Origin of the sequence: Nonlabens sp. Asnod3-A02 (genome assembly GCF_045063755.1) — a bacterium.
GTDB lineage: Bacteria > Bacteroidota > Bacteroidia > Flavobacteriales > Flavobacteriaceae > Nonlabens > Nonlabens xylanidelens.
Genome location: NZ_JBEFOC010000006.1, coordinates 152,379 through 170,664, shown reverse-complemented (window position 1 = coordinate 170,664; position 18,286 = coordinate 152,379). Strand labels below are relative to the sequence as shown.

General features: G+C 34.8%; 20 protein-coding genes. 8 read left to right on the top strand and 12 right to left on the bottom strand.

From position 1 onward, the window contains the following. Positions 1-5: 5 nt before the first annotated feature. The 6 genes from ACJJVN_RS01895 to ffh all read right to left on the bottom strand — a co-directional run bounded on the left by ACJJVN_RS01895 (position 6) and on the right by ffh (position 4,990). Positions 6-704: a thioredoxin family protein gene (locus ACJJVN_RS01895; protein WP_104516461.1), complete on the bottom strand. Its 699-nt coding sequence runs from the start codon at positions 702-704 to the stop codon at positions 6-8. Beyond that, positions 701-1,177, bottom strand: a complete 477-nt coding sequence (locus tag ACJJVN_RS01890; protein ID WP_405376964.1) for a TlpA family protein disulfide reductase — start codon at positions 1,175-1,177, stop codon at positions 701-703. Before ACJJVN_RS01890 ends, ACJJVN_RS01895 begins: the two co-directional genes overlap by 4 nt. A gap of 105 nt (positions 1,178-1,282) precedes the next feature. Further along, positions 1,283-1,777: a YkgJ family cysteine cluster protein gene (locus ACJJVN_RS01885; protein ID WP_104516463.1), complete on the bottom strand. Its 495-nt coding sequence runs from the start codon at positions 1,775-1,777 to the stop codon at positions 1,283-1,285. Continuing rightward, the gene (locus tag ACJJVN_RS01880) at positions 1,777-2,340 is read right to left on the bottom strand and encodes an excinuclease ABC subunit B (protein ID WP_104516465.1); all 564 of its coding nucleotides are present in this window, start codon (positions 2,338-2,340) and stop codon (positions 1,777-1,779) included. Before ACJJVN_RS01880 ends, ACJJVN_RS01885 begins: the two co-directional genes overlap by 1 nt. Positions 2,341-2,584: 244 nt before the next feature. Continuing rightward, on the bottom strand, positions 2,585-3,472 hold the full coding sequence (locus ACJJVN_RS01875; RefSeq protein ID WP_405376963.1) for a bifunctional 5,10-methylenetetrahydrofolate dehydrogenase/5,10-methenyltetrahydrofolate cyclohydrolase: 888 nt from the start codon (positions 3,470-3,472) through the stop codon (positions 2,585-2,587). A gap of 189 nt (positions 3,473-3,661) precedes the next feature. Next, on the bottom strand, positions 3,662-4,990 hold the full coding sequence (gene ffh / locus ACJJVN_RS01870) for a signal recognition particle protein (protein ID WP_104516469.1): 1,329 nt from the start codon (positions 4,988-4,990) through the stop codon (positions 3,662-3,664). Between the two features lie 277 nt (positions 4,991-5,267). Between ffh and ACJJVN_RS01865 the strand changes: the two genes are divergently transcribed. Next, positions 5,268-6,632: a peptide-N-glycosidase F-related protein gene (locus ACJJVN_RS01865; RefSeq protein ID WP_405376962.1), complete on the top strand. Its 1,365-nt coding sequence runs from the start codon at positions 5,268-5,270 to the stop codon at positions 6,630-6,632. A 175-nt stretch (positions 6,633-6,807) separates the two neighbouring features. Here ACJJVN_RS01865 and ACJJVN_RS01860 read toward each other — a convergent pair whose 3' ends face one another. Further along, a complete protein-coding gene (locus tag ACJJVN_RS01860; RefSeq protein WP_104516471.1) occupies positions 6,808-7,239 on the bottom strand; it encodes a hypothetical protein in 432 nt (143 codons plus the stop codon). 192 nt (positions 7,240-7,431) lie between these two features. Beyond that, a complete protein-coding gene (locus ACJJVN_RS01855) occupies positions 7,432-7,863 on the bottom strand; it encodes a peptidylprolyl isomerase (RefSeq protein ID WP_104516473.1) in 432 nt (143 codons plus the stop codon). Between the two features lie 171 nt (positions 7,864-8,034). On the opposite strand from ACJJVN_RS01855, the gene ACJJVN_RS01850 reads away from it, so the two are divergent. Further along, positions 8,035-8,412, top strand: coding sequence for a PH domain-containing protein (locus ACJJVN_RS01850; RefSeq protein ID WP_104516475.1), 378 nt, complete (start codon positions 8,035-8,037; stop codon positions 8,410-8,412). Between the two features lie 13 nt (positions 8,413-8,425). Here ACJJVN_RS01850 and ACJJVN_RS01845 read toward each other — a convergent pair whose 3' ends face one another. The 3 genes from ACJJVN_RS01845 to ACJJVN_RS01835 form a co-directional block, all read right to left on the bottom strand. Next, positions 8,426-9,472: a YHYH protein gene (locus tag ACJJVN_RS01845; RefSeq protein WP_405376961.1), complete on the bottom strand. Its 1,047-nt coding sequence runs from the start codon at positions 9,470-9,472 to the stop codon at positions 8,426-8,428. 26 nt (positions 9,473-9,498) lie between these two features. Next, on the bottom strand, positions 9,499-10,116 hold the full coding sequence (locus tag ACJJVN_RS01840; RefSeq protein ID WP_405376960.1) for a hypothetical protein: 618 nt from the start codon (positions 10,114-10,116) through the stop codon (positions 9,499-9,501). Positions 10,117-10,186: 70 nt separating this feature from the next. Continuing rightward, positions 10,187-11,185 (bottom strand): YHYH protein, encoded by a 999-nt coding sequence (locus tag ACJJVN_RS01835; protein WP_405376959.1) that lies wholly within the window; start codon positions 11,183-11,185, stop codon positions 10,187-10,189. A 210-nt stretch (positions 11,186-11,395) separates the two neighbouring features. Here ACJJVN_RS01835 and typA point away from each other — a divergent pair, with 210 nt between their 5' ends. The 6 genes from typA (at position 11,396) to ACJJVN_RS01805 (ending at position 17,821) form a co-directional block, all read left to right on the top strand. After that, positions 11,396-13,201: a translational GTPase TypA gene (gene typA, locus ACJJVN_RS01830; RefSeq protein WP_104516477.1), complete on the top strand. Its 1,806-nt coding sequence runs from the start codon at positions 11,396-11,398 to the stop codon at positions 13,199-13,201. 135 nt (positions 13,202-13,336) lie between these two features. Further along, positions 13,337-14,272, top strand: a complete 936-nt coding sequence (locus ACJJVN_RS01825; RefSeq protein ID WP_405376958.1) for a hypothetical protein — start codon at positions 13,337-13,339, stop codon at positions 14,270-14,272. A gap of 288 nt (positions 14,273-14,560) precedes the next feature. Further along, positions 14,561-14,860, top strand: coding sequence for a hypothetical protein (locus ACJJVN_RS01820; protein ID WP_104516491.1), 300 nt, complete (start codon positions 14,561-14,563; stop codon positions 14,858-14,860). 46 nt (positions 14,861-14,906) lie between these two features. Continuing rightward, positions 14,907-15,407 (top strand): hypothetical protein, encoded by a 501-nt coding sequence (locus ACJJVN_RS01815; protein ID WP_405376957.1) that lies wholly within the window; start codon positions 14,907-14,909, stop codon positions 15,405-15,407. A 77-nt stretch (positions 15,408-15,484) separates the two neighbouring features. Further along, a complete protein-coding gene (locus ACJJVN_RS01810) occupies positions 15,485-16,516 on the top strand; it encodes a DegT/DnrJ/EryC1/StrS family aminotransferase (protein ID WP_405376956.1) in 1,032 nt (343 codons plus the stop codon). Next, a complete protein-coding gene (locus ACJJVN_RS01805; protein WP_405376955.1) occupies positions 16,517-17,821 on the top strand; it encodes an O-antigen translocase in 1,305 nt (434 codons plus the stop codon). Here the strand turns inward: ACJJVN_RS01805 and ACJJVN_RS01800 are convergent. Beyond that, a complete protein-coding gene (locus ACJJVN_RS01800) occupies positions 17,818-18,189 on the bottom strand; it encodes a hypothetical protein (RefSeq protein WP_104516495.1) in 372 nt (123 codons plus the stop codon). The genes ACJJVN_RS01805 and ACJJVN_RS01800 overlap by 4 nt on opposite strands. Positions 18,190-18,286 lie beyond the last annotated feature (97 nt).

Here is an 18,286-nt window from a genome sequence, read left to right as displayed (position 1 = left end):
GTTGTTTACTTAATGCGACACCCTATGGCTGTTGAGGTGGTTACAGCTATTTTTTCTCCACGTATTAGAGACTGCAGGGCGTCTTCTAGATAGTTGTTTTTCACTGCATTTTCATCGTGATAATTATCATCTATCGCACCGATATATTTAACGATGTTTTGATCTCCTTCTTTTTTAAGTAAGAAAACATGTGGGGTTTTTGTGGCGCCGTACTGTGGGTAAATCTTCTGACCAGCATCTACTAAATAAGGAAAGGTAAACCCTTTTTGCTTTGCTCTAACCTTCATTGCATCAAAACTATCTGAAGGATATTCATCAGGATTATTGGGGTTAATTGCTATTACCGGATAGCCAAGGTTTTTGTATTTCTTATCTAGTGCAATAATGCGATCTTCATATGCGACACTGTACGGGCAGTGATTACAGGTAAAGATGACCATAAAACCCTTAGCATCGTCATAATTTTTAAGGGAAACTTTTTCTCCATCTATGTTTATTAGTGAGAAGTCTGTTGCAGCATCACCTATATGATATCCTTTAAGAACAGTTGCTTTTTCTTTTACAGGAGTTTGCTTTTTATTTTGATTAGGCACTGGACGCTCAGCAAATAGGTTAGTACGCTCGTGCGTGTCTAACATGCCCGACACTACTGCGATGGCAATGGCGCCTACCACCGCGACAGTTAATATTTTTAAAGTTTTCATAAGAATTCCTTTATAGCTTTTTCTAAATCAGCTTTTGATAAAGCTTTATTATAAAATTGTTTTTTATTTTTTGAAACGATTAAAGTCACAGGAATTGCACCATCCCAATGCTGGTCTACTATGGGGATCCATTCTGCAGCATATGGGTCGTCTAATAGGAGGACCGTAGATTTAATTTCTTTCTTTTTAAGAAATGGCTCTACGGCAGTTTGAATATTTTTCTTTTCGTCTAGAGAGATAAATATCATATCTACATCTTCTAGGTAAGAACTTCCTATACTTTCAAAATAAGGTAATTCTTCTACACAAGGTGCGCACCATGTGGCCCAAAAGTTAATCACTTTAACCTTATCACCAGGTAAAACTGTTTCTCTAAGACCGTCTTGACCAATAGCTGTAACTGTTGCTATAGGTCTGTTGTCACAGGCTGTGCAAATAGTTAGGAGTACAAAAAGAGTTAGTAATTTGTTCATCTAAACAAATATAGCGCTGTGATCGAATAATTAATCATGGTTTAACTATTCTTAGCTATGTTTTAGAAAAAATATAACATTTTAAATGTCCGAAACTTCTTGTAATCAGGATTTAATACGTGATTTCATAAGTTCTACGACCTTATAAGCAGCTGGACAAATACTCGTATTTTTAACGGTAAGTGTTCCTATTTGATAAATTTTTCTTCTATCTGTGTGTGGGTACTCTCTGCATGCTTTAGGCCTTACTTCATAAATAGAGCAATAGTTATCTGCGCCTAAAAAATGACATGGAGTTTGTTGTAAGACATAGTCTTGATCTTCATCTACTTTTAAAAACTGATCGATGAAGTCACTAGGTTTCATTCTGAAGTGTTTTGAAATTCTATTGATATCTATATGCGTAAAAAGTGGGCCAGTAGTTTTGCAACAATTGGCACACTTTAAACAATCAACTTCTTCAAATACCTCGTTGTGTATTTCTTGAACTGCGCCGTCTAGACCTTTAGGTTTTTTCTTGCGTAGTTTTTTAAAGTAATCTGTGTTTTCTTTTTTGTTTTGCTGCGCTAGATGTGGCAGTTTCTTAAGAAAATCTTCCATTAATTACAGCTAGGCATGTGCATAGAGCTTTGATAACCTTGCTCTTTAAGTTGGGTGGTAACAGAGCAAATTAACTCTCTAGACCAGTATACACTAGCACTTTCTTTTGCTTTATTAATTTGAGCAATACGACCGAATAGTTTTAATCCTGTATTAGATTTTTTGAAAGTTTGCAATTCTGCTCTTTGACTATCTGTCATTCCTTCTCTGTTTTTTCTGTATTGGATACCAGTATCAGAAGAGTAGAACTTAATCAAATTGCGTAGGTCTTCTTTATCTTCAAAAACAGCACGGTATTCTGATGCTAGAATTCCTTTAAATTTTGCAACAGATGCATTTTTGTTGGAGTAAAATTTTTGCCATGTGTCTGCTGGTACTTCTTGAGTTTGATAGGCATCTTGTACCATTTTAACCATACCATCATAAGCACCTTCATATTCTGCATCAATACCACTGACAGAAAAGTATTCCATCATTAGAGATTGATAAGATTCTTTTTTCTGCGCGCTGGCAAGAGTGGTTACAAATAATAAAGCTAGTATGAGTTTAAAAGTATTTTTCATATTATAAATGTGTTGAGGACAAAAATAATTTTAATGGAGCACTATAGGTGAGTATTTATTCTTTTTATTCTGTTAATCGGTATAAGTAGTGGTTATAGCGATAAAGAGTTGATAAATCACGTTAATGAGTGTAATTTGATTTTATTCAGTGCCTTCAATTCATGTGGTAAGTTATAATAATAAAAATGCTTGTCTAGAATTATAATAATTTCTAGACAGGCACTTTGTATAAAACTCTTGTTGATTATCTGTTTGCTGCTCTGTGACGTTCTCTAGCAAGCAACGTGTTTTTTAATAACATGGCGATAGTCATAGGGCCTACACCACCAGGAACAGGTGTGATGTAACTAGCTTTTTTTGATACGTTTTCAAAATCTACATCACCAGTGATATAATAACCACGCTCACGAGAATCGTCTGGTACGCGAGTAATACCTACATCTATAATAACTACATCATCTTTTACCATTTCTGCCTTTAAGAATCCAGGAACTCCTAATGCTGTTATGATAATATCTGCTTGTGAGGTGATTTGAGTAATGTTCTTTGTATGACTGTGTGTAAGGGTAACTGTAGAGTTACCAGGAAATCCTTTTCTACCCATTAAGATACTCATAGGTCTTCCTACTATGTGAGATCTACCTATTACCACGGTATGTTTACCTTGTGTGTCTACACCATAACGATCTAATAATTCTAGAATACCGAATGGTGTTGCAGGGATAAAAGTACTCATGTCTAGTGCCATTCTACCAAAGTTAGTAGGGTGGAAGCCATCAACATCTTTATCTGGATCTACTGCCATTAATACTTTTTGAGTATCAATTTGTTTAGGTAAAGGAAGTTGTACAATAAACCCATCTATTTCTGGATTATCGTTTAACTTTTTAATTTCTTTAAGTAGCTCTGTCTCGCTAGTTGTGTTAGGCATGCGCACCATAGTGCTTTCAAAACCTACACGTTCACAAGCGCGTACCTTAGAACCTACGTATGTAAGACTTGCGCCATCATTCCCTACGATAACAGCTGCTAGGTGAGGTACCTTCTCATCGTTATCTTTCATTGCTTGAACGGTATCTGTGATCTCGTTCTTAATATCATTACTTGTTTTCTTTCCGTCGAGAATAATCATAAGTTGTGTGTGATGGTTAATTCCGTTGTAAAATTGGTTAATAAGAGTGAAATTAAGAAATTTAATCGTCTACACTTATTATCTACTTGTTAACGATAAGGTTTGCGTTACTATATAAATGAGATAAAAAAAATCCCAAGCGTTAACTTGGGATTGAATTTTTATTTGATAAGGGTGAAAGAATGTTGTTTATTTCATTTTTCCTAAAGCATTCATCATCGCTTTTCCTTTACCACCTTGCATCATTTTCATCATTTTGCTCATCTGGTCAAATTGTTTGAGCAGTTGATTTACTTCTGTAACTGTAGTACCACTACCTTTTGCGATACGTTTTTTACGAGAACCATTGATTACTTGTGGTTTTGTACGCTCTTCTATAGTCATAGAGTGTATAATAGCCTCAATACCTTTAAATGCGTCATCGTCTATGTCTACATCTTTAAGCATTTTTCCTGCACCAGGAATCATACCCATAAGATCTTTCATGTTACCCATTTTTTTGATTTGCTGGATTTGAGAAAGAAAATCATCAAAACCGAATTGGTTCTTTGCGATTTTTTTACTCAGCTTTCTAGCTTGCTCTTCATCAAATTGTTCTTGGGCACGTTCTACCAGCGAGATAACATCTCCCATACCTAGAATACGGTCTGCCATACGTTCTGGATAGAAAATGTCGATAGCCTCCATTTTCTCACCAGTACCTATAAATTTGATAGGTTTATCAACAACAGATTTAATAGAAAGTGCAGCACCACCACGAGTATCACCATCTAACTTTGTAAGGATTACACCATCAAAGTTAAGACGATCATTAAAGGCTTTTGCTGTGTTTACAGCATCTTGCCCTGTCATAGAGTCTACTACAAAAAGAGTTTCATGTGGTTTAATCGCTGCGTGTACGTCAGCAATTTCGGTCATCATTTGCTCGTCAACAGCTAGGCGTCCAGCTGTATCTATAATTACAGCATTAAAGCCATTTTGTTTTGCATATGCGATAGCCGCTTCAGAAATCTTAACCGGATTTTTCTCTTCACGATTAGAAAAAACCTCTACACCTACACTTTCTCCAACTACGTGTAACTGGTCTATTGCCGCTGGGCGATAGATATCACAGGCTACTAAAAGAGGCTTCTTACTCTTTTTAGTTTTAAGAAAATTTGCGAGTTTACCAGAAAAAGTAGTTTTACCAGAACCTTGTAAACCAGACATAAGAATAATACTAGGATTACCACTTAAGTTAATTCCAGCAACATCACCACCCATTAATTCAGTAAGCTCGTCTTTTACAATTTTTGTAAGTAGCTGTCCTGGTTTAAGAGTAGTTAATACACCTTGACCTATAGCTTTTTCTTTAGCTCTAGATGTAAATTCTTTTGCGATTTTATAGTTAACATCGGCATCTACTAGTGCGCGACGTATTTCTTTAAGAGTATCTGCAACGTTAACTTCGGTAATGCTTCCATGTCCTTTAAGGACGTGCATCGCTTTATCGAGTTTGTCAGTTAAATTATCAAACATATTTTTTGACTCAATTTTAGAAGATAGCAAAGATACTATTTCATGCCTTTAAGTTCAAGATTTTAAAGTGCTTTGTTATCAATGAAATAAAAGAGAATAAGATGTCTTTGTTGCGATTATAAATTCATCTTAAATAAACTAGTAATTTTTAATGAGGTTTTTATTGAGAATAAGTGAGTTTTGAAAACGAAATGGTACTCTTAAATTATTGAAGAATACTTATAATAAATGTTAAAAAACTTAATTTGTGTATATTGCAGAAACTTAAAAAACTATAATGAAAACTCTCAAAACAGCCTTTAATTTACTCAGTTTACTCACTCTTTGTTTCATAATTATAAACTGTAGTGGTGATGACGACACTGCTGGTGATGGTACTACAGACAGTGTTACCTTAACAACATCAGTAAGTCAGTTAAATTTTAGTGACACAGCTGCAAATGAAACCTCACAAGATCGATCTTTTTCTATAACTGGTTCTTCTCTTGTGTCACAAATAGATCTTTCTGCTACTGGAAATTTTGAAATTTCTAGTGATGCGGTTAATTTTTCTAGCAATCTAAGTATCGTTCCTAACGATGTAAATGGATCTAGCACGATTTATGTTAAATTCCTTCCTGATGCGATAGGTGCTTTTCAAGGTGTTGTAACCATTCAAAGTGCTGATGTTTCTACCGATTTACAAGTGGCATTAAGTGGTAATGGAGTACCTGTTATCCATAATTACCAAACCTTTAATAGAGAGCGTGTGGCATTCGGTGGTGGTTTTTCTCAAACTTCAGTGCAGTCATATAACTTACATAATGACCTTACTAATATTGAGACAATTAAAATGTATGTAAAACTAACCTGTCCAACAGGTGGTTGTGATGAGTGGGATGTTTATGCAAATGTAAAAGTGACTGATGTAGCGTCTGGAGAGCGTTATGAGTTAGCGCGATTTATTACTCCTTATTGGAATGATAATAGCCAACTTGCTAGAGGTTTTGAATTTGATGTTACCGATTTTAAGTCTTTATTAAATGGTAATGTAGAATTAAGAATAAGAACAGAATGCTGGAATGCTAGAGGTTATGAGGTAAGTGTTGATTTTGATTATATAGAAGGTACTCCAGATTATGCTTATTATGGTATTACACGCGTGTTGAATTATGATAACGGCTCTGCAGCAGGTGTTCCTTATGGAGTGGCACATACTAAAGATTTAACTAGGTCCATTTCTGTACCTGCAAATGCACAAAGCACACATTTAAGAACCATTATCTCAGGTTGGGGACAGGCAGCATCTGGAGATGCAGACGGTCGTACCTGTGCTGAGTGGTGTTTCAGAACTCATGACGTATTAATTAATGGAGCAAATATGTTTCAACACGACCTAGCACCATTAGGCTGTGCCAGTAACCCTGTGAATAACCAGGCACCAGGAAACTGGATGCCAGATAGAGCAGGATGGTGTCCCGGTATGGAAGTGCCTACTAGAATAGATAATTTTACATCGAGTATGGCTGGGACTACGTTTACTTTTGAATATGATTTTGAAGACTGGACTAACACTACTACAGATGAGTCTTTTTATCCTATATCTTCTTTTGTTGTTGTAAAAAGCGATACTCCTATAACAAGAGCAACGGTTATTGATTAAATTTAATCCAATACAATTTTTAAATCTTAATGGATACGTGTTCTCAATGCGTGTCTATTAAGATTTTTTTATTTTAATCTCGCTTTCGCGAAAGCGGAACAAGTATAAAATATGTTATTTGAGTAAAAAAAATAGAGCGTTTATATTCATTATAAACGCTCTTAATTAATTTTATTTAATAATCATCATTTCTGATAAGGGTCCCAACTGCAGAGTAGCCCCAGTCTGTATAGCCATTTGTATCGTCAGACTCATTAGAAACATGTCTAGTGTGATAGATGGATAATTTATTACTAGAGGTCCATGATAAAGAATAGAATTGAGTTTCTGTCCATACACCACCAGAATCCATCCAGAATGCGTTAAGTTGACCGCCGTAACCTTTACTTACTATAACTTCTTTAGAAAAATTTTTGGCTAGGTCACCATCCTCATCTGTATCTGTCAGGTAGACATTATTATCCTCTATAAAGAGTCGTATGAAAACACTTTCGCCATCCGTACTTTCAATATTTCCTTCCCATAGTCCATCAAAGTTCTTTGCCTGCGCATAAATATTACTACTAGCCAAGCATATAATTAATGCTGTAAGAATCCATTTTTTCATAATTTAAAAGGTTTTAAGAGGGCTCTAAAGTTACATTGATTTTATTTGTCTAAAAATACCCTTTACAGGGGATGTTTCTTTAATTTTTCACTCCATAACAAGTTTTTTTAGAAAAAGGTCAATTATAAAAAAAAAAACAAAAATCCCATCGAGAATAAACTCGATGGGATTTTTTATGAAATAAATAGAGAATTAGTTAATCTCTAAAACCTCTAATTCAAATACAAGGTCGTGACCTGCAAGTGGGTGATTTGCATCTACTATAATGTGATCTTCTTCTACCTGTGCAACACGCAACTGACGCTCAGAACCATCAGGGTTTTGAGAAATCAATCCCATACCTACTTCTGGCTTTACTTCTTGAGGTAGCTGGTCTTTAGGTACTTTATGGAAAAGCTCTTGAATGATTTCTCCATAAGCTTCTTCCTTAGGGATTTCAATAGTTTTCTTTTCATTAACCTTCATATCCACAAGACCTTTTTCAAAACCTGGTATCAACGCTCCTTGACCTAGTTGAGCCTCTAATGGCTCTCTGTCTAAAGAACTGTCAAAAACCTGTCCGGTAGATTTTAATTTCCCTGTGTAATGCACTTTGATAGTGTCATCTGCTTTAACTTGACTCATAAAAATTGATATTTTTGTATCAGCTGCAAAGGTATGATTTACAAATACCTAAGAAAAACTATCTGCATACAATCTTCTTAGATTAATAAAGACTTAACGATTAGGTCTTATTTATGAAAATAGTGGTTGTGAGATGTTGTTATTTTATGGTAGATTAGAAATAAAATTAAGATGGGATTATTTGATAAGATTTTAGGCAATGCTGGAGAGGTAGAGCATGATAAATTAATGAAAGAGTATGGACATTTGTTAATCAATGAAGAGGTTATAGAAATGGGATTTATTCTTATGAGAGATGTATTCATGTTTACCAGTCGCAGACTTATTTTAATCGATAAGCAAGGTCTAACAGGTAAGAAAATAGAAATGAAATCCATGCCTTATAAGAGTGTTTCTAGGTTTTCGCTAGAAACTGCTGGTACATTTGATTTAGATGCCGAACTTAAAATATGGATAAGCAGTGAAAATTTACCTAGTGTAAGTAAGAAATTTTCAAAAGGTGTAGATGTTTATAAAGTACAACGATTACTAGCTAGTAAGACCTGTTAATTGGTTTATAGATTCAGTTCATGGCTGTGGCACCTGTAAAACAATTGATAAAACTGTTCGAGCCTGCTGCAGCTACATGGTAATGGTAGCCGCGTTTTTCATCGGTATGTCCTCTACAATCGTCTAGATCTGTAGGTTCTTTGCCATTTTCATCTAGCTGATTATACATGCCGTAACCGTCCATGGCATAACCTATCATTGTGGCGTGACCATCTTCTTGTTTTATTTGTGTGGATATACCTGTGGCAGCATGATAATGGTAACCTGCGTTCAGGTTGATGTGTCCTCCAGCATCATCAAAAGGAGCAAGTGTATATGCACCTAAAATAGCATTAGTCGGTGCTGGTGCGTCAAATCTGACACCGTTAAAGGCAAGACCTCTAGCATTAAAATCTGGTCTAGCGCCATTTTCTGGACGTTCTGGTGGTGGACCATTTCCTTCTCTATCCACTGGAGGATGTCCATCTGCTCTCGGACCACCGCCTCTGGATTCTAGAGAATAAGGTTGATCTAATTTTACCGGAGAGATAGGTATTAAATAAGTTTGTGTAAGGTCTGCTACATAAGAAGGTAAGCACTCTACACAAAAGTTCTCATATTCTACACCTACGTTAGGGTTAGCAGCCTCTCTACATTCTTCTATTGTTTTGGTTCTATATATAATTCCGTCTTCATCATACATTTTCCATTTGCTGTCGTTATATAAGGTCGCCATATTTTTAACGAAATCACCATCTACATCATAAACCTCTCCATTTTCTAACCATATACCACCTTTACTAGCATCGTCATCTATGGATGTAGGACACCATGGACCCATTTGATGGTCTTGTGGTGTGCTGTTGGTGACTATTTCATAACACTCTGTAATAGTGCCGTCAGATAAGGTGCAAGGAGTTTTTGTTATTGATAAAACACTTTCTTTTAAAAAGAGAGAGCTATCGACTTGTGCTTCACTGCTTATTACTTTATCTGTACCTGTATTGCTCTTGCAGTTAGTTATTGAAACTGTAATCAATGCCAGTGAAATTAGCTGTACTATTTTAATTATTAATTTCATAATTATAATGGTTGAGTAGGTACGGTTTATTTTTTGTTTTTAAAGTAAAAATATGTAAATAAAGATACTAATATTATAAGGGAAATAGCTAATAAGGAATAGATTATAACATTTCTATTTCGTTTTTCAGAAACCTCTTTTAATTCAAACTTTGAACCAGTATTGATTATTGAAGCTGTGAAATTGTTGTCTTTTTCTAGAACAAAATGATCTTTTTCATAACCATCCATTAAAATTATAAAAGCACTTTTACTACGGTTAATATCCTTAAAACTATTGTTAGTAACCATCATCGATTTTAGGGGAGTTGGGATGGCATCTATTTCAAAAACAACATTAGTCTCATGACCTAATTTTACATAAGCCTGATTTAATTTAATCACGATTTTATTATTAGCTAGTACTACGATGTGTTTTTTAAGATATTTTATTACTAACTCTTCAAATTCTTGTGCTGTTTTATAGCTATCCTTTCCATAATGATAGTGAATTTCACTTTCAAAAGCCGTTAATGAAGAGTTTACTTGCAGTACCCACGTGCCGTTTTCAGTTTTAGAAAACATAGTGGTAGATGTAGTAGGTTGATGGGCAGCTGCCGTTAAGCTCATCAACATAAATACTATGGTGATTTTGAGTAATTTCATATTTTTTAATCTAAGAAAAAGTAGTCCTAAAACGATAAGTTATAGGACCACTTTTATACTTGTTTTTATATTAGTTAACCGTTGCACCATATAAACAGTCTATAAAACTGTTAGTTCCAGGAGCAGCTACATGATAATGATAACCTCTTATCTCGTCATAATGTCCTCTACATTCATCTAGGTCAGTAGGTTCTACGCCATTACTGTCTAGTCTTTCATATAATCCATGTCCATCCATCGCATAACCTATCATGGCAGAGTGTCCATCATTTTGAGCGATTTGAGTAGTTAAACCGGTTGCTGCATGATAGTGATATCCAGCAGTAAGATTAATATGTCCACCAGCATCATCAAAAGGTGCTAGAGTATAAGCGCTCAATATCGCATTAGTAGGAGCAGGCGCGTCAAATACCACACCATTAAAAGCCAGACCTCTTTGAGATATTCCACCGCCAGGCCCACCAGGACCGCCGCCTCCCATACCGAATTGTGTAGCGGTAGTAGTTTTTATAGGTGTGATAGGTATTAAATAAGTTTGCGTTAGGTTTGCCACATAAGACGGTAGGCATTCTACACAATAATTCTCATACTGCGCACCTACATTAGGATTTGCTGCTTCTTCACATTCTTGTAGAGTCTCTGTTTTTTGAATATCACCATTTGCGTCGTACATATTCCAAGTATTATCGTTATAAAATGTAGCTAGATTTTGTATAAATGCCCCATCGACATCATAAACTTCTCCACCTTCCAGCCATATTCCGCCTTGGCTAGCGTCGTCGTTTATATTATCAGGACACCACGGTCCCATGTTGTGATCATCTGCTAGGCTAGTGGTGGTGATCTCATAACAGTCTGTCACAGTACCGTCAGACAGAGTACAAGGTGTTGTGACTATAGAAGTAACTGTAGAGGTAATGAATAAAGAAGAATCGACATCTATTACAGTTGCGACGTCAGCACCTGTATCTGTAGTACCATCAGTAGTAGTGTCATCGTCAGATTCACAAGAATACAGTACAGTTGCTAATAGTAGTAAGCTCAATAATTTCAAGGTTAACTTTTTCATAGTATTCGATTTTAAGAAATAATTATGATACTGTGACTTGTAAAAATGAGAATGGTTTAAATGTTGTTTCCGCTTTCGCGAAAGCGAAACTAATAACAATAAATATGGTTGAAAATCAGGTATTTGAGAGAAATGGCTTAATTATGCTAATAAACCGCTAAAAACCAATAAATAAGCCTATTTTTGCAGCCGCTAACAAGCGTTATTTTTATGAAAGACATTAGAAACATTGCAATTATTGCTCACGTAGACCACGGTAAGACTACGTTAGTAGACAAGATTTTACACCACTGTGAGATTTTCCGTGAGAATGAATCCACTGGAGAATTGATCCTTGATAACAATGACATCGAGCGTGAACGCGGGATTACTATCCTAGCAAAGAACGTATCGGTAATGTACAAAGGAACTAAAATCAATATTATTGATACTCCTGGTCACGCCGATTTTGGTGGTGAAGTAGAACGTGTATTAAATATGGCCGATGGTGTGCTACTTCTAGTAGATGCATTTGAAGGACCGATGCCACAAACTCGTTTTGTGTTACAAAAAGCAATAGACTTAGGTTTAAAACCTTGTGTTGTTGTAAATAAAGTAGATAAAGAAAACTGTACTCCTGATGAAGTACATGAGTCTGTTTTTGATCTAATGTTTGAATTAGGTGCTGAAGAATGGCAACTAGATTTCCCTACTGTTTACGGTAGTGCAAAGAATAACTGGATGTCTGATGACTGGAAAGATGAGACGACTAACATCGAGCCTCTTCTAGACATGGTAATCGAGCATGTTCCTGCACCTGTTGTAGAAGAAGGAACTACTCAGTTATTAATTACTTCTCTAGATTTCTCTAACTATACAGGTCGTATCGCGATAGGACGTATTAAAAGAGGTTCTATTAAAGAAGGTCAAAACGTGACTCTTTGTAAGCGTGACGGTTCTCAAACTAAAACTAAAGTCAAAGAAGTTTATGTCTTTGATGGTATGGGAAAAGCCAAAGTAACAGAAGTAATGGCTGGTGATATTTGTGCTATAGTAGGACTAGAAGGTTTTGAAATAGGTGACAGTGTTGCTGATTTTGAAAATCCTGAAGCGATGGAAACTATCGCTATCGATGAGCCTACAATGAGTATGTTGTTTACTATTAATGATTCTCCTTTCTTCGGTAAGGATGGTAAATTTGTAACATCTCGTCACATTAATGACCGTCTTACTAAAGAATTAGAAAAGAATCTTGCTCTACAGGTACACGATACTGGTAGTGCAGATAAATTTATGGTTTTCGGTCGTGGGGTATTACACCTTTCTGTATTAATTGAAACGATGCGTCGTGAAGGTTATGAATTACAGATAGGACAGCCACAGGTTATCATAAAAGAAATAGATGGTGTTAAATGTGAACCAGTAGAAGAGCTTACTATCGATTTACCAGAAGCGGTAAGTGGTAAAGCTGTTGAAATGGTTACTTTAAGAAAAGGTGAAATGACCAGTATGGCTCCTAAAGGTGAGCGTATGGTTTGTGAATTTAAAATCCCTTCTCGTGGTATTATAGGTTTAAGAAACCAATTGATCACTGCTACTGCTGGTGAGGCTATTATGAATCACCGTTTTGTAGGTTTTGAACCTTATAAAGGTGAAATCGCTGGTCGTATCAACGGTTCTATGATCTCTATGGAAAAAGGAACTTCTATTCCTTATTCTATGGATAAATTACAAGATCGTGGTAGATTCTTTATCGCACCAGGTGAAGAGATTTATGGTGGTCAGGTAGTAGGTGAAAATTCTAGGCCAGATGATCTAGCAATTAATCTTACTAAAACTAAGAAACTTTCTAACGTGCGTAGTGCAGGTAATGATGATAAAGTAAAGATCGCTCCACCAGTGAAATTTACTCTAGAAGAAGCTCTAGAATACATCCAGAAAGATGAATATGTTGAGGTTACTCCTAACTTCTTGAGAATACGTAAAGTTATTCTTGATGAGGGTGAGCGTAAACGCGCAGGAAAACAACTTTCTTAATCTCGGATTAAGTTAATTATATTGAAAAAGCAGATTCGCAAGAATCTGCTTTTTTTTGCTCTATACTTTTACTAACTACTAAGCTTGTTTAAAGGTGTAGCATTCTCTTATCTTAGCATTAAATTACACTAGTTTTTGACTTTAACGATACAACAATACCATCCTGATCTTAAACGAGTATGGAATGATTTTATAGATCATTCTATCAATGGGACATTTTTATTGCATAGAGATTTTATGGACTACCATCACGATCGGTTTAAAGATCATAGTCTGTTGGTTTTTAATGAGGACGCATTAATTTGTTGTATTCCTGCACATACGGTTGAGGATTCTATTTATAGCCATCGTGGTTTGAGTTATGGAGGTTTGATTTTAAACAAAATCAGCGCCCAGAATATAGACTTAGTGTTAGAGTTATTTGTGGAGTATGTTAAGGGGCACGCTTTCGCGAAAGCGGAATTACAACCGCCACCTTTATCCTACAAAACTATAAATAGTGAAATAGTAAAATCTTTAAAAAATTATGGGTTTAAGATAAATCGTGTTTTACATAATCAATATGTGAACCTAAAGGAAGAGGTTAATGTTTCTCCTAAAAAGAGTATAGGTTACCGTAATGGGAAATTTGATGGTTTATCAATTCATAAAGGAAGTGATTTTAAATCTTTTTGGGACTTTGTACTTGTACCACAACTAGAATCTAGACATGCATCTAAGCCAGTACATAATGTGGAAGAGATAGAATTATTGCACTCTAGATTTCCTGAACAAATAATTCAACACAACGCATGGAGAGATGGAGAATTACTGGCCGGAATTACATTTTTTATAAAAGATAAAGTAGTGAAATCGCAATATGCATCTAGTTCATTAAAAGGTATGAAAACCGATGCAGTGGGTTTTATTTATATGGAAGCGATGAAAGAGTTTAAAGAAAAAGGATTTTCTATAATGGATTATGGGCCTGTAAATGAACGTGACGGAGCTATTAATGAGGGATTGTTGCGTTTTAAGAAGCAATTGGGTTGTGTAGAAGAAGAGTGGAAAAGATGGGTGATTGAGCTTTAAAAACTCTATAAATGATAAAAACCACTAGTAAAAAGGTGCTATCAGACACTTATTCACTAGCGGTTTACCAACCAAACTTAACTTATTTTTCTTTTTCATAATATATCGAGGTGTTTATAATTAATTAAAGGCTAATTCAATAATCTAAACAAGAACTTCTTATCTTATGATGGTACAAATTTAATGCAATGACCAAGTTTAAGATGCTAACGTGTCGTTAAGCAATGTTAAGTAGTGTTATCTATAAAATTGAAAAAAGCAGTTATGTTTGCAACAGAATATTAACAAATGAAGAATACAAAGCGATCTTTTCACATGGCCATTATTTCTAGTGTGCTACTGTTAGTCTTTACTTTACTATCTTATACGACTAGAACTGCAGGAAATAATATCAATGATATTACAGGTTATTTGATGACCTTGTTTTTTGTTACTGTGGTTATGGGTTTTGTTTTAAGCTTGTTGAGTATTAAAGAAAAGTACCATTGGAAAAAGTACGTGGGTATAGGGATCAATACTTTTTTCTTCATTTTATTAGTCATAGGATTATTGGGTAATCTGGTAGACATAGTAAATGCTTTTAGTTAAAGCACTTTTGTTTTGATATATTCGTTTTTAAGTTTACGATATTGTGATGATAGAATTAGAGCATGAAATAAAGGAATTTAAAAATGGACTTCTTCATTTTGGAGTAATTGGTGTGAGAATTTTATTCATTAAGGAACCTGTATTAGAAATAATAGAGAATTACCCTTATGATTATTTTAAAGGAACAGAGTCAGAAATGATTGAGTCAATACCTTCAAAAGGATACAAGGATTGGAAAAAAGGAGTTTTTTATGGAATAGAATATGCCTACAGTAAGCTTGACGATAAATATATAGGTTTGAAAGTTATTATAGATAAAGTTATAGGTTTACATTTAGATTCTAATTCGATAATTCTAGCTTTTATTGCATCTAGAGTTATACTGTCTAGTTTACTTAATACTGAATCTTATGAAGAAAAAGGTAAATTGGAGCAATTGGTTTTTAATAGTTGGGATTATGATCTTGAAGCTCAATTAAATTTTGAAAACTATACAATAGTTGGGCAAAAATTATCCGAATCACGTTATAAGGTTAATGAAAAGTAAATTTAAAAATTATTAAAACACACATTCCATACTTAGACCTCAAACCTTTAAACGATAGGTTTGCTCAGGAAGACCTCTTGTCATTTAAAGAAATTCATGCTTCTGGCAGATTTATAGGAGGTGAATATGTAGACCGATTTGAAAAAGAGTTTTCAGTCTATTGTGGTACTAGTCATTGTATAGGAACTGGGAATGGATTAGATGCTTTAACTATTATTTTAAAGGCCGAAGTTGCTCTAGGTAACTTACCACAAAACGCTTCTATACTGGTACCAGCACATACGTACATAGCTACGTTTTTAAGTGTTATCCATGCAGGTATGCGACCTGTGCCTGTAGATGTAGAAGAACTTACCTTAACTGCAAATGTGTTGCGCAAGGTAACTCTAGAGTATGATGCGATCATCGTTGTTGATATTTATGGAAAATTAGTAGATGATGAGGTGTATGCTTTTGCAAAAGATAATTCTTTACCCATTTACTGCGACACCGCACAATCTCATGGTGCTACAAATAAATTAGGTGAACGATCTGGAAATCTAGCTAGGGCTAGTGCCTTTTCTTTTTACCCTACTAAAAATTTAGGTGCAATAGGTGATGCAGGTGCAATAACTACCAACGATTTTGAACTAGCAAACATGTGTCGTAAAGTGGCTAATTATGGTAGAGAGAGTAGATTTGTAAATAATATTATAGGTGTTAATTCTAGATTAGATCCATTGCAAGCGGCTTTCTTATATAACAGATTACCAATGCTGGATGCAGATAATACCAGAAGAATAGAAATAGCTACCTATTATTACCAGCATATCAATAACGTAAAAGTAAAACTATTACCGTCTGATTTTTTGAACAACTGTGTGTCACACGTATTTCCTGTATATGTTGCTAATAGAAAAGTTTTTATGGATTACCTCGATCATGAAGGAATAGGAACAAGTGTGCATTATGAAATACCGCCACATCAACAAGCGGCATTTAAAGAGTTGAATCATCTTAGTTTTCCTGTTACCGAAGAATTACATCGTACCGAGGTGAGTTTACCATGTCATCCTTTATTGAGTAATGAAGATGTAGAGTTTATTGTAAAAGCAGTAAATGCTTATTAAATGAGAAGACTGCTCGATAAACTTAATAAAAACCTACTTCTTAAAGTAGCAGGATTCAATTCTATTTATATACTTATAAAAATAGGAACTGGTACCGTTATGTCTTGGGTTCTTGCAAATTATGTAGGTGCGGCAGGAATGGGTGTTTTAGGTAATTTGCGCAATTTTACACAAGGAGTATGGAGCTTTGCCTCTTTAGGTCTTGAAAATGGACTCGTTAAAAACACTGCAGAACATAAGGAGAATCCAGTAGTTTTAAAAAAGGTTATAAATACTGGTTGGACCATGTCTATTATAACAAGCATGGTTGCTGCTATTGTTATTTTTTTTTCGGCAAGATGGCTGGATCAAGAACTCATTGCTGTAGATGCAGATTTTTCTCTAGTATTTAAATTGTTTGCCATAGGGTTGCCATTTTATGTTCTTTTCATTTTTATAACTAGCTTAATGCAAGGATATGAATGGTATAAGAAATTCATAACGCTCAATATTATAATTAGCTTAATTGTTTTTTTAATATCAGCTTATTTAAGCTTTGAGCATAATTTAACTGGAGCACTTTATGCTATTGCGTTAGTTCCATTTACACAATGTTTAGTAGGAGTTTTGTTTTGGTTTACTAGGGTAAAAGCTCAAATAGCACTTAAAGAATTGCTAGCTTTAAATTTTGATAAACGCACAAGTGGGCAACTATTAAAATATAGTGCGATGGCATTATTTAGTACATTGCTTATACCTTTTGTTAATATTCTAGTACGTAATACGGTTAGGGTAGAGGTGAGTGATGTAGCTGCAGGGTGGTGGGAAGCTGTAGTGCGTATTTCTGGTTATTACATGCTTTTTGTAACCAGCCTAGTGAGTCTTTATGTATTACCTAATCTAAGTAAAGATAGCAGCCTTAAGAATTATAGAATAACGATAGTACATTTTTATAAAACGATGCTACCTATAGTTATAGCAGGACTAGTGACTATTTATCTTTCTAGAAATTTAATTCTTTCCATACTTTTTACTGAAGAGTTTAATGGTGCCCAACCCTTATTTAAATGGCAATTATTAGGAGATTTTATAAGAGTAATCACCACAGTAATCGCTTTCAGATTTATTGCGATTAATGACTTGTGGCGTTACTTAACTGCTGAGGTTTTAAGTATTCTATCTTTTTATTTGCTATCAATATACTTTATACCTATTTATCAAGAAGAAGGTGTGGTAATAGCCTATTTAGGTAATTATTTATTCTATCTAGTCGTTTTGTTAGTTTTACTGCGCAAAGAACTATTTAGTAAAATAAAAGTAGTTTAATTACCATTAGATGCCTCGCGTCTTATTTGTTTAACCACTGTGTCTGATTTTTTAAACATCATGCTGTTATCCTTTTCAGTAACTATTGCCATGTAAGAATGTACAGTGTCAGCACCTTTAAGAGGTATTAATTCTATTAGGTCTATTTTCTTTTTTGCTGGTATGGTGGTAATCATAGGTCGGTCTGCACTGCGTCTAAAACCAGAACTCTCTACCCTGAAGAATAGGTCTATATCCTTTCCAGTCGTATTCTCTGCTACATACACAATACTTTTACGCTCATTGCGCACAGTGATATCTATGCCTTTATGAGAATTTTGTTCTGGTGTAATGAATAATAGTAAAAAAAGAATAGTAATGAGTTTCATGATAATATTTTAATAAATGCATTCAAATTTTATGCCTAGCTGCCTTACACAAACTTATATTTGTAAAGTTAGTTAATTTCTGTATCAGTGATAGTGG

What these genes read in the sequence shown, in the direction of transcription:
- ACJJVN_RS01895 (WP_104516461.1), bottom strand. Translation starts at nt 704, where the DNA reads ATGAAAACTTTAAAAATATTAACTGTCGCGGTGGTAGGCGCCATTGCC.
- ACJJVN_RS01890 (WP_405376964.1), bottom strand. Translation starts at nt 1,177, where the DNA reads ATGAACAAATTACTAACTCTTTTTGTACTCCTAACTATTTGCACAGCC.
- ACJJVN_RS01885 (WP_104516463.1), bottom strand. Translation starts at nt 1,777, where the DNA reads ATGGAAGATTTTCTTAAGAAACTGCCACATCTAGCGCAGCAAAACAAA.
- ACJJVN_RS01880 (WP_104516465.1), bottom strand. Translation starts at nt 2,340, where the DNA reads ATGAAAAATACTTTTAAACTCATACTAGCTTTATTATTTGTAACCACT.
- ACJJVN_RS01875 (WP_405376963.1), bottom strand. Translation starts at nt 3,472, where the DNA reads ATGATTATTCTCGACGGAAAGAAAACAAGTAATGATATTAAGAACGAG.
- ffh (WP_104516469.1), bottom strand. Translation starts at nt 4,990, where the DNA reads ATGTTTGATAATTTAACTGACAAACTCGATAAAGCGATGCACGTCCTT.
- ACJJVN_RS01865 (WP_405376962.1), top strand. Translation starts at nt 5,268, where the DNA reads ATGAAAACTCTCAAAACAGCCTTTAATTTACTCAGTTTACTCACTCTT.
- ACJJVN_RS01860 (WP_104516471.1), bottom strand. Translation starts at nt 7,239, where the DNA reads ATGAAAAAATGGATTCTTACAGCATTAATTATATGCTTGGCTAGTAGT.
- ACJJVN_RS01855 (WP_104516473.1), bottom strand. Translation starts at nt 7,863, where the DNA reads ATGAGTCAAGTTAAAGCAGATGACACTATCAAAGTGCATTACACAGGG.
- ACJJVN_RS01850 (WP_104516475.1), top strand. Translation starts at nt 8,035, where the DNA reads ATGGGATTATTTGATAAGATTTTAGGCAATGCTGGAGAGGTAGAGCAT.
- ACJJVN_RS01845 (WP_405376961.1), bottom strand. Translation starts at nt 9,472, where the DNA reads ATGAAATTAATAATTAAAATAGTACAGCTAATTTCACTGGCATTGATT.
- ACJJVN_RS01840 (WP_405376960.1), bottom strand. Translation starts at nt 10,116, where the DNA reads ATGAAATTACTCAAAATCACCATAGTATTTATGTTGATGAGCTTAACG.
- ACJJVN_RS01835 (WP_405376959.1), bottom strand. Translation starts at nt 11,185, where the DNA reads ATGAAAAAGTTAACCTTGAAATTATTGAGCTTACTACTATTAGCAACT.
- typA (WP_104516477.1), top strand. Translation starts at nt 11,396, where the DNA reads ATGAAAGACATTAGAAACATTGCAATTATTGCTCACGTAGACCACGGT.
- ACJJVN_RS01820 (WP_104516491.1), top strand. Translation starts at nt 14,561, where the DNA reads ATGAAGAATACAAAGCGATCTTTTCACATGGCCATTATTTCTAGTGTG.
- ACJJVN_RS01815 (WP_405376957.1), top strand. Translation starts at nt 14,907, where the DNA reads ATGATAGAATTAGAGCATGAAATAAAGGAATTTAAAAATGGACTTCTT.
- ACJJVN_RS01805 (WP_405376955.1), top strand. Translation starts at nt 16,517, where the DNA reads ATGAGAAGACTGCTCGATAAACTTAATAAAAACCTACTTCTTAAAGTA.
- ACJJVN_RS01800 (WP_104516495.1), bottom strand. Translation starts at nt 18,189, where the DNA reads ATGAAACTCATTACTATTCTTTTTTTACTATTATTCATTACACCAGAA.